This is a genomic window from Ochrobactrum sp. BTU2 (assembly GCF_024539785.1).
In the GTDB taxonomy this organism is placed as follows: Bacteria; Pseudomonadota; Alphaproteobacteria; order Rhizobiales; family Rhizobiaceae; genus Brucella; species Brucella anthropi.
Genome location: NZ_JAHWRG010000010.1, coordinates 84,373 through 93,028, shown reverse-complemented (window position 1 = coordinate 93,028; position 8,656 = coordinate 84,373). Strand labels below are relative to the sequence as shown.

Here is an 8,656-nt window from a genome sequence, read left to right as displayed (position 1 = left end):
GCAAAAGATTAACAAAGCATGAAAATGAGGACGCTCAGGGGATAATCGCGCGCTCCGAAAATGTTTGCGACAGGCCCCTTTAAAATTATCACTTAAATCGATTTCGCTCTTCAAGACGCCGCTGTTCATCAGCTCGACGCTGCTCTTCCTGTCGCCTTTGTTCCTCACGCCGCATTTCTTCGCGGCGCTGTTCGTCAGCTCGACGCTGCTCCTCGCGCCGCTGGTCTTCTACCCGGCGTTGCTCTTCTCTCCATCGATCATCACTCATCGTATCTTCCTTCAATCAAACTGGCGGCCGATCCACCTGCCGAGACGCGCCACATTGTTAAAAAGAACTAAGCCAGCCGTGAATGTTAGAATGCCGATGACGGACGCCCCCATAGGGCCATATCCGTGCCAAAGAAGTGCATAGAGAACCATGACGACACCAGCAAATGTCGCTCCGATCAGCTCGGCCTTATCATCGTCCATTGTGTTTCCCTTCCTTGCCTCGTCAGAATGGAATCTCGTCTCCAAAATCGCGACCTTCGGAGCCGTAGCTGTCGTCAGGCTCCTGATCCTCAGACTTGTCGCCGCCGGGCAGCGGGCCAAACTGGACGGTGCCGCGATAGAGCTGCAAAACAACTTCGGTCGTATAGCGGTCGCTGCCACTCTGATCTTGCCATTTGCGTGTCTGCAACTGGCCTTCGACGTAAACTTCCCGGCCCTTCTTGCCGTACTTCTCAACATACGAGCACAGATGCTCGTTGAAGATAACGACATCATGCCATTGAGTGGATTCCCTCCGCTCACCTGTCTGCTTGTCACGCCAGAACTCGGATGTAGCCACTCGCAACTTGGCCACCGGCTTTCCATTGTTGGTACGCCGAATTTCAGGGTCCAAGCCCAATCGGCCTTGTAGAATGACCTTGTTGATATTGATCGTCATCGACTTTTCCTTTTCTGCGGCTAGGCCGTTTGAAACTACGGGTCCAAATCGTTGCGTTCAAAATACTCGTATCAATCAGCTACTTCGCGGGGTTCTTGCCCGTCCGCTTCCCAAAATGCCGGTAAAGCGTCCTCTGACCTATACCGGTACGCTTGACGACCTCTTTGATGTGAAGATCTAGGTTGAAGAAAAGCTTGCGTGCTTCATCCAGCCGCTCTTGCGGTAGTGATGGCGCTCCACCTTTCTTATCCTCCGGCCGCTTGGCACGCATGTGCGATGCCAGCTCGTTTCGAAGGCCGTTATAGCCTCTGAAAACAAAAGAAATTGCGGCTCCGGCATCTGGATGCCACCGAACGACCTCGTTGGTCGCAGCATCAAACACCGCTGCGCCCTTTTCGTTGATCGCCCGCAAGGTCTCTTCGATGTCTGTGACGCCCGTACCCAAACGAGAGGCACTGGCAACATAGACCATATCGCCTTCCTTCAGGCCGCTGATCATTTCCGTTCGCTGCGGCGTCGGGTCCACATACTCGGTCCTCCTGCGAGTGGCGATCTGCTCCACGAAAATCCTGCACTCCTCGGGCAGGCCAGAGGCGCGTAAAGCCTCTTCCTGCTCCTCCTTCGTGGGGGCAGCTTTTGCCAACCGGATGTAGCCAATCTTCATACGATAATGCCCTTACTACGCTGCCATTACTTTTGGGATTGACAGCGCGTCAAAACTGCTTTGTAGTGTCAAACACTAAACTAATGACACGCACATTGCAATGGAGTTGGAAATGCAGGCCAGAACCTACCGCCTCGGTTCAAGTGAAATGGTGCATACCCCCGGCGTCATAGCTTGGGCGAAGAACGCATATGCCTTCGAAAAGGACCGAAACCAGCTTCGTAAGATTGTCTCCGAGACATGGGGCGTCCCCGACGAGGTTGCTCACCGCCTATTGAGTGGTGAGACAAACTATACCATCGACGGAAACACCGTCGTATTTTCTGATACTATCGAGAGCGCCTGCTGAGGCGCTTAATGCCATAACTTTGCGGGTTGATATCAATGAACTACACCGCTGAACAGACTCGTGACGGCAGATGGCAGGTTGTTCACATTTCCACACGAGCTGCTTACGGACAACCAGTCGCCTCGCCAGATGCGGCGCAACAACTCATCATTGAGGCAGAGGCGGCGGCGAACATTCGCCGCCTTACAGAATGCCGATCTGGTTCCTGCGCGCTTTGAGTTGCCAAGCGATGCCTGATCAGTTTTGCCGCAAGGTCCACTTGCCGTCCATTTTCACAAGAACTGCATGCATAGCTCTCTCAGGCTGGAGAGCCGGTCCATTCTCGCCTTGGCGCATTGTCAGCTTAAACGTGCAATCGTAAGCCTCACCGTTCTGATTGCAGGTCGTGTTTGTAACGCCATAGTGCACATCCCCTCCACCCGTGGCGGCACCGATAAGCGACTGCGCGAATGGATTGCCTGATATCTGCTGGGATGCCTGCGTAAAGGCGTCTTTGAAAGCCTCACTGACATCCGCATCTGTTGGAGCACTGGCACCGCAGCCAGCAAGTAGTAAAGGTAATGCAGCAAGCCACAGTTTCGGATTCATATGTTCTCCATCCCTCTTGAAATCTGATTTTGACATGCAATCCACACAAACAATTATATGTGAAGAGGCAGGCTGTCCATTGACGTCCGTTCTGAGAGCTTTTCGTCCAAATTTCAGCGCCGCTGCTGTTTTCGCTGCTTTGATGGCTATTCCCTTACCTGCCATGGCGGATGCCTCTGAGTGGCCGATCTGTGGCTCATCGCGGCGTGTTCAATGCGTGGTCGATGGCGACACCTTCTGGCATCACCGCATAAAATATCGGATCGTGGATATCGACGCGCCTGAAAGCGGAGATCGAGCACATTGCCAGATCGAGCGTCAGCTTGCTGATGCAGCAACTCACAAACTTAAAGAACTGCTCGACAGAGGCGGTTTAAATCTGGAGTCCGTTGGTACAGACCGCTACGGCCGTGTACTGGTCAGGGCATTTACCGATGGGCATGACATTTCAAGAGAAATGATCAACGCCGGGCTGGCTGTCCCGTTTGGCAAACCTGATCGATTTCGATGGTGTCGATCAAGCCAGATCGCCAGATGACATCAAGGCGTATCTGATGGCCGATGCTACCGCCCCTTGTGCGTAAGGCTTCGGGATCAACTCTATTGTAACACCGCAATCTCTTACCCGGCCGGATGTCAGGATAACTTTCACGTCCGGCCGGTTGCCCATTACCCACCTTGCCAACCCATCCCCATCCATCTCGCCCGGCATTTGGATATCCGAAAACACGAGATCGACGTGGGTTGATTGAAGCACCTTTATCGCTTCCTTGGCACTGCCAACCTCTGTAACCACATATCCGCAGTCCCTTAGATAGTCGGCGATATCAATCCGCACGAGCGGCTCGTCTTCCACAACGAGCACTGCCATTGCTTTCCTGTCCATATGGCGTCCCCTCGACGTGAGTACGTCAAAGAAACACATTATTTTGCATAAAGTTCCATATGTGTTTTATAAGATAGCGCTAGCCTGCACATGCTAGCATAAGCTAGCAGCGCTCCTCATTTTGGTCTCGGAGCATTCGGTGCTGGTGGTGGAGGGAGACGCTTCGGGGGAGCCTCGCCACAAGGCTCATCCAGACCATCATTCTGAACCTTACAACCTCGCTCAATACCGGCCGATCCGCCGGAGCGATCTTTGGCATTTGCAGGGAAAATGAAAGCTGTCGAGCAGGCAAGTGCAATGCTGGACAGGAACAGAGAGAATTTGAACATGGCAGGGGCCTCCTTTGTTGCCTCGTCGTTCTGACGGGTAAGCCCCGGCCTTTATTCGTAGCGGTGATTGTCACCCAAGCGACGGTCCCCGTGGCGGTGCTGGTGATCGATTGCCATTCAACATCGAGACTTCGACCAACGAGCGGGCATATTCGGCCTCCTTATGCTCAAAGGCAGGTCGATATATGCCAATCTCTGCACCATTCATGCCCGCCTCACGCGCAAGGCTCTCCCAGCTCTGTGAAATTGTGTGGGCCATTTCTCCGATGGTCTTTGCCGCATCGTCGGGATCGATCTCGAAATAGAAGGCATACTCCATAAGCATCGAGATCGAGGCGTCCGGCGCGGCCGGATCGGCAATCGCTGTTTTCAGTTCCTTGAAGCGCTCTGGAGCTGGATTGACATCAAAAACGGGAGACAAACGCCACCTCCCATCGCCCGCGTAAAGAAAGCCATGGTTTTTCAGATGATCATCAACGTTAGAAACGAGGATATTGAAGCTCACTCGCCGAAATAGCTCGCGCAGCTCCTCGTAGGGAGCGGCAGCTTGCTCCCGTATCGTATCTGCGAGATTTAGATATGTGCCACCAGTGGCGGTCGGCAGATCGAGCATGGTCTGCGCCGAAATGTAGGGCACTCGGCCATTGCTTGTCCGGTCAAACCGCTCGATGATCGCCACCGGCAAACCTGCGCTCATTTCGATCCGAGCTTTCGGCGCCTCAATCCCACAAAGCTTCGCCAGCCTCAGAGTAAGAACCTCTGCTCTTTCCACGGGATATGTGTCATGAATCGAGGTAAACTTCGCGATGGAAAGGGTTCCGTCGCTGTCAATCACAGAACACTTTGGACGAGCGCCCCCCAGCGTACTACCCACCTGCCGGAGCCGTCGAAGCGCGGCAGCATCAGGATCATTGCTTTCGGCGCTGGCAATAGCATGGCTGAGCTGATCAAGATGCAGGAGGGGGGGAATAGGATGTCGGCCGTTGGGAGCAGCCGAAAGGAACGGGGAGCCTTCCTCAAGGCTACGTACACGCAGAGCGCCCACTCGGCTGAAATCATCGACCGCAGTTAGGAAGTCTATCTCCGTCAGTGGATTGCTATTATTGCCCCCGAGCCGGACATCTTTGCGAATGATATTCCTTCCCCATGAATCCGGCGTCGTGTCCGCAACAGGAGGAGGCAGTGGCGTCCCGTGTTCGTTGGCTGCGCGGAAGAACTTCCTATCCGCATCAAGCGTCAGCGCTGGCGCTATGGCAAAACCTCGTGGGTGCTCCAACCATCCTGAATCATATTGGAAGCTGGAATGCTCGCGACCACCGGCCGCCTCGAACCATAGGGTTCCGACCTCTAGCCCGGAATCGCCAATGCAGATTTTATACGCGCTCTGCACCATCAGAATGCCACCTTATCTTTGCCGTTAGCCGATTCTTGCGTGTCGGCGTCACTCTTCTTTTTCTTGCCATCACGTTTCGGCCGCACACGCTGGGGGAGCGCGTTGACGCCCAGCGCCAGACCAATGTCATCCTTTGAAATGTCCAACAGTCCCGCTAGCCTGCCATGCTCGCCGAGAGTAACTAGAACCATCGCCAAAACCCCAAGCGAAACCCCGCCGTCGCCTTTTTCCAGACGCCTGATGGTGGCAACATTCACGCCAGCGCCATCAGCCATGCGCTGCTGAGTAAAGCGGCGCTTTTTGCGAGCTATCGCGATGTCGTCACCGAGCTTTTTAAGCTCGGCTTGCGCACGAAGGGACGGTACGGGCTTCTCTTTCATAATGGTGCATATATACACCTTTATTGACGCATAAAGCTACATATAAATAGGCTAATGAATTTTATAATGAAGGTGAGATGATCGGTCCTCGACCTCGCCCGTGATCAGCATGGATTTCCCGCGTCGGCTCCGGCCGATTTTCACGAATAGCAGTCGCGCGAGCAACAACATCATCAACGATCACGTCCAGTAGCGGAGTGTCCGCAAGTGTGTGACGCATCTCCTCCCTTACCGAAACGACAGCAGAGCTAATCTTGAGCGCCATTTCGTCAAGGCGTTTCAGCACATGGGTAGCAGGCATACCGACATCCTGCGCGAACTCAGCCCAATGATCACGGCTGATCCTTGTACGCCAGAACTCCCCTTGTTTCGGATTATCCTTGTCACGACCGACTGACATGGCAAGCAGCGGTTTCATGGACGTGTAGTTTGCCGCAAATGCCGCCTGATTATTCAGATCATAAACAGGGGAAAGAGAAAGCCGCCCGCTCGGTGAATACCGTATCGAGTAGTTTTTTCCGTGAGCATCGGGATTCCCTGAAAGATACTGGAACAGCGCCCGATCCAGCATACCAGCCTGATCAACTGCGGGGCGCTCCATCAGTTTCATAAGTTCGGCCATCCTTTTCCAAGAGGGGCCGCCCTTTTCTTCGTATTTGTTCAAGGGATGGATACCAAGAGCCTGACAGAAATCCTCCTGATGGGTGCGATTCAGGAGAGCAGGGCCGTCCTGCCGGGTCTGTAGGGTTCGGTCGTAACGTGCGATCCGCATATAGACCTTATCCTCAGCCTGCTGGATCTGCGATGTGGGAACTCGAAGTCCGCAAGCATGCGCCAGCCGGAGACAAAAGTGCTCCGTCTTAATGGAATCGTTCAATCCAGCGATATCGACCTTGATGATATGAGAGGATGGGAAGCCATTGACCGGCAATGCGACCTTGCCCCCCATCACCAACACGGCCATTTTGTCGTGAACGCCAGCGAGCGAAATTCGCGTTCCTAGCACTGGATCGTCAACTAGCGGACGCGCTGGCAGTTCACGGAGGAGCTGTGCCAACTCCTCCTCACTCAAAACCTTGAAGCCGGGCGGCTCGCGCAGTGCAATATTTCGTTCGGCAGGATCGGCGAAGATAACAGCGCCAGCGCAATCGCGGCCGATCAGCCGGAGAAATTCAAAATCGCTTTCATGGGCCGATTGCATTCCGAAAGCCTGAGCGATCCTGTGCCGATGATGATGGCTTTCAGGCAGCAGTCCAGCAATGAACGGCTCCACGACTTCCGGCCCGTGTTCCACCTTTGTGAGAGGCATCGAGAGCGACAGTGCGTGCCCTCGGCCCTCTCTGGCATCTGAAAGCCACTGACGGTCGTAGACGAAGTGCAGGCCGTCCTTGCTTCGTTCGAGATCGCCAACCTTCCTGTCGTAAAGAACCACATTCAGGCTATTTCCGTTGCTCACCTACCCTGCTCCAAATCGTCTGGCAGACTGTCCCCGATATCGATCTCGGTTTCTTCCTCGGTCGGTTTGTCTGCCACGATGACACCGCTGATTTTGGCCGTATCGACAACATCGAATGTAAGGCCTACGGCCTCTGCGATCCTGATAGCGACTGACAGCGAAACGTCCTTACCGTCCTCGAAATCCTTCACAATGAATCGACTAAAGCCTGTGGCATTGCCCACTTGCTCTCGCGATAGTGACAGTTCTTCCCGCCGCTGCTTTACTGCATCGCAAAGCCGCTCGTGGCCATGCGGGCGTATAACATCGTCAGGTGGGATTGTGTCTTTGCTGCCGAGCCGGGCAAGCCACTCCTGCCTTTGCTCAAGGCTCATCAGTTCCCATGCAATGATCGTTGCCGCAACATAGCGCGGCGGCTCTCCATTCGTTCCAAACTGCCCCCTCAATTGCCTGCTGACGCTGATCTCTGTTTTTCCCGTCATGGCGGCGAGCGTTTTCTGGCTCAAACCGGCCGCTCGGGCACGCTCCTGCCATGGGGAAACTTCGGTACTGTACTTGCGCGGCTCGCGCCCGGAGCGCGCCCGACGTTCTTTTTCTGACATTAATATCACTCACGCATATTGACAAAGAGGGCCGGTTAGGAACATAGATATAACTAACGCATATTGATCGGTTTTGAAAGGCATCTGAAATGCGCCATTGGCTCCGCAATCTGCCCGACATGGACTCCAAGTTCGTGGAAGAGCACATCGAACCGTTGGAAAGCCTCTACCGGGAAAGAGGCGAGCTTACGCGCCGCATTACCAAGACCGAAATCGACGTACATCACGCGGTCCTGAATCGCTGGACGCCCGATCAGGTCAGAGCCTGTTTTGAAACCTCCATTCATCAGGACTCCTCCCAGTAGTCTGCTTCATTGATGCGGCGGACCACCTTCCCCGGCTTCCCTCAGCCGGGGATTTTTTTTGCCTGCTTTTTAGATCGACCAGAAGCGGCATGCGGATTAGCTCGTTCTTCGATCCAATTTGGACATATAGGCACCGGACGAGCTGAATGCAGTTCAGTGTTGCAAGCGTGACAGCCAAAAAAGAAGCGGCCCCTTTCGGGACCGCTCCACTTGCCTATCCCCCTTTCGGAAGATCGCTGCTCAGTTGCTCCCGCCGAGAGCAACGGACTGGACCCAACCGATGAAGATACCCACAATCCCGAGGATACCAGCGATGACCGCAGCCATGGCCGAACGGCCAGCATTGTTGCGGCTCTGCTCGTTGTTGACGGCATCCCACCACTTGTAGACCGAGTAGCCTGCGAAGATCAGGCTCAGCGCGCCGAAGAGGTAGAGGCCGGTGCTCGCAAGGTTCTCAAGCCCTGACTTTGCATCGTCGGGGTTCATTCGAGAATTACGCGCCGCGTCCTGCGCCTGCTTCTGAAACTCAAGCGGGGCTTTCGGGTCGGCCGTCTGGCCGAGTACGGTTTCCAGTGCTGAAAAATAGGTCACGCTCGCCAGAGCGATTGCAGCCAGGTACTTGTCTCGCGCCTTACCGGCGACAGCTAATGCGGTTGCCTTCATTTCCTTCTCTCCTTGCCGCCAACGGCCCGTTGCTCAATATGCTTACACCAAGCTCACACGTTTCACAATGAAGTGTTGCACCTTTTTAATGTGCAATTGTGACACTACACAAG

The 8,656-nt window shown here is 54.4% G+C and carries 14 protein-coding genes; 2 read left to right on the top strand and 12 right to left on the bottom strand.

Going from position 1 to position 8,656, the window contains the following annotated elements:
- Positions 1–88: 88 nt before the first annotated feature.
- The 4 genes from KWJ32_RS22245 to KWJ32_RS22230 form a co-directional block, all read right to left on the bottom strand.
- A complete protein-coding gene (locus tag KWJ32_RS22245) occupies positions 89–268 on the bottom strand; it encodes a hypothetical protein (protein WP_125271643.1) in 180 nt (59 codons plus the stop codon).
- 11 nt (positions 269–279) lie between these two features.
- Positions 280–471 (bottom strand): hypothetical protein, encoded by a 192-nt coding sequence (locus KWJ32_RS22240; protein WP_125271642.1) that lies wholly within the window; start codon positions 469–471, stop codon positions 280–282.
- Positions 472–493: 22 nt separating this feature from the next.
- Positions 494–928 carry a single-stranded DNA-binding protein gene (gene ssb / locus KWJ32_RS22235; RefSeq protein ID WP_125271641.1) on the bottom strand — a complete coding sequence of 145 codons (435 nt, stop codon included), beginning with the start codon at positions 926–928 and terminating at the stop codon, positions 494–496.
- A gap of 79 nt (positions 929–1,007) precedes the next feature.
- Positions 1,008–1,592 (bottom strand): recombinase family protein, encoded by a 585-nt coding sequence (locus KWJ32_RS22230; protein ID WP_125271701.1) that lies wholly within the window; start codon positions 1,590–1,592, stop codon positions 1,008–1,010.
- A 112-nt stretch (positions 1,593–1,704) separates the two neighbouring features.
- Between KWJ32_RS22230 and KWJ32_RS22225 the strand changes: the two genes are divergently transcribed.
- The gene (locus KWJ32_RS22225) at positions 1,705–1,941 is read left to right on the top strand and encodes a hypothetical protein (RefSeq protein WP_125271702.1); all 237 of its coding nucleotides are present in this window, start codon (positions 1,705–1,707) and stop codon (positions 1,939–1,941) included.
- 237 nt (positions 1,942–2,178) lie between these two features.
- On the opposite strand, the gene KWJ32_RS22220 is transcribed toward KWJ32_RS22225, so the two are convergent.
- On the bottom strand, positions 2,179–2,694 hold the full coding sequence (locus KWJ32_RS22220; protein ID WP_172965753.1) for a hypothetical protein: 516 nt from the start codon (positions 2,692–2,694) through the stop codon (positions 2,179–2,181).
- 52 nt (positions 2,695–2,746) lie between these two features.
- Between KWJ32_RS22220 and KWJ32_RS22215 the strand changes: the two genes are divergently transcribed.
- Positions 2,747–3,067: a thermonuclease family protein gene (locus KWJ32_RS22215; RefSeq protein ID WP_172965745.1), complete on the top strand. Its 321-nt coding sequence runs from the start codon at positions 2,747–2,749 to the stop codon at positions 3,065–3,067.
- Here the strand turns inward: KWJ32_RS22215 and KWJ32_RS22210 are convergent.
- From KWJ32_RS22210 to KWJ32_RS22180, 7 genes are all read right to left on the bottom strand, one after another.
- Positions 3,047–3,415: a response regulator gene (locus KWJ32_RS22210; RefSeq protein ID WP_125271705.1), complete on the bottom strand. Its 369-nt coding sequence runs from the start codon at positions 3,413–3,415 to the stop codon at positions 3,047–3,049. The two genes, KWJ32_RS22215 and KWJ32_RS22210, sit on opposite strands and share 21 nt — an antisense overlap.
- 399 nt (positions 3,416–3,814) lie before the next feature.
- Complete coding sequence (locus tag KWJ32_RS22205) at positions 3,815–5,137, bottom strand: type II toxin-antitoxin system HipA family toxin (protein WP_256886279.1); 1,323 nt, start codon at positions 5,135–5,137, stop codon at positions 3,815–3,817.
- Complete coding sequence (locus tag KWJ32_RS22200; protein ID WP_125271634.1) at positions 5,137–5,517, bottom strand: helix-turn-helix domain-containing protein; 381 nt, start codon at positions 5,515–5,517, stop codon at positions 5,137–5,139. The genes KWJ32_RS22205 and KWJ32_RS22200 overlap by 1 nt, the downstream gene beginning before the upstream one ends.
- A gap of 61 nt (positions 5,518–5,578) precedes the next feature.
- Positions 5,579–6,949: a type II toxin-antitoxin system HipA family toxin gene (locus KWJ32_RS22195; RefSeq protein WP_256886278.1), complete on the bottom strand. Its 1,371-nt coding sequence runs from the start codon at positions 6,947–6,949 to the stop codon at positions 5,579–5,581.
- A 20-nt stretch (positions 6,950–6,969) separates the two neighbouring features.
- On the bottom strand, positions 6,970–7,575 hold the full coding sequence (locus KWJ32_RS22190) for a helix-turn-helix domain-containing protein (protein WP_125271632.1): 606 nt from the start codon (positions 7,573–7,575) through the stop codon (positions 6,970–6,972).
- Between the two features lie 53 nt (positions 7,576–7,628).
- Entirely contained in the window at positions 7,629–7,862 is a 234-nt protein-coding gene (locus KWJ32_RS22185; RefSeq protein WP_125271631.1) for a hypothetical protein, read from the bottom strand.
- 258 nt (positions 7,863–8,120) lie between these two features.
- Positions 8,121–8,543 carry a hypothetical protein gene (locus KWJ32_RS22180; RefSeq protein ID WP_125271630.1) on the bottom strand — a complete coding sequence of 141 codons (423 nt, stop codon included), beginning with the start codon at positions 8,541–8,543 and terminating at the stop codon, positions 8,121–8,123.
- Between the last annotated feature and the right edge of the window lie 113 nt (positions 8,544–8,656).

Bases quoted from the DNA above. Each gene is read 5' to 3' on its own strand.
- KWJ32_RS22245 (WP_125271643.1), bottom strand. From the start codon at position 268: ATGAGTGATGATCGATGGAGAGAAGAGCAACGCCGGGTAGAAGACCAG.
- KWJ32_RS22240 (WP_125271642.1), bottom strand. From the start codon at position 471: ATGGACGATGATAAGGCCGAGCTGATCGGAGCGACATTTGCTGGTGTC.
- ssb (WP_125271641.1), bottom strand. From the start codon at position 928: ATGACGATCAATATCAACAAGGTCATTCTACAAGGCCGATTGGGCTTG.
- KWJ32_RS22230 (WP_125271701.1), bottom strand. From the start codon at position 1,592: ATGAAGATTGGCTACATCCGGTTGGCAAAAGCTGCCCCCACGAAGGAG.
- KWJ32_RS22225 (WP_125271702.1), top strand. From the start codon at position 1,705: ATGCAGGCCAGAACCTACCGCCTCGGTTCAAGTGAAATGGTGCATACC.
- KWJ32_RS22220 (WP_172965753.1), bottom strand. From the start codon at position 2,694: ATGGCAGGTAAGGGAATAGCCATCAAAGCAGCGAAAACAGCAGCGGCG.
- KWJ32_RS22210 (WP_125271705.1), bottom strand. From the start codon at position 3,415: ATGGACAGGAAAGCAATGGCAGTGCTCGTTGTGGAAGACGAGCCGCTC.
- KWJ32_RS22205 (WP_256886279.1), bottom strand. From the start codon at position 5,137: ATGGTGCAGAGCGCGTATAAAATCTGCATTGGCGATTCCGGGCTAGAG.
- KWJ32_RS22200 (WP_125271634.1), bottom strand. From the start codon at position 5,517: ATGAAAGAGAAGCCCGTACCGTCCCTTCGTGCGCAAGCCGAGCTTAAA.
- KWJ32_RS22190 (WP_125271632.1), bottom strand. From the start codon at position 7,575: ATGTCAGAAAAAGAACGTCGGGCGCGCTCCGGGCGCGAGCCGCGCAAG.
- KWJ32_RS22185 (WP_125271631.1), bottom strand. From the start codon at position 7,862: ATGAATGGAGGTTTCAAAACAGGCTCTGACCTGATCGGGCGTCCAGCG.
- KWJ32_RS22180 (WP_125271630.1), bottom strand. From the start codon at position 8,543: ATGAAGGCAACCGCATTAGCTGTCGCCGGTAAGGCGCGAGACAAGTAC.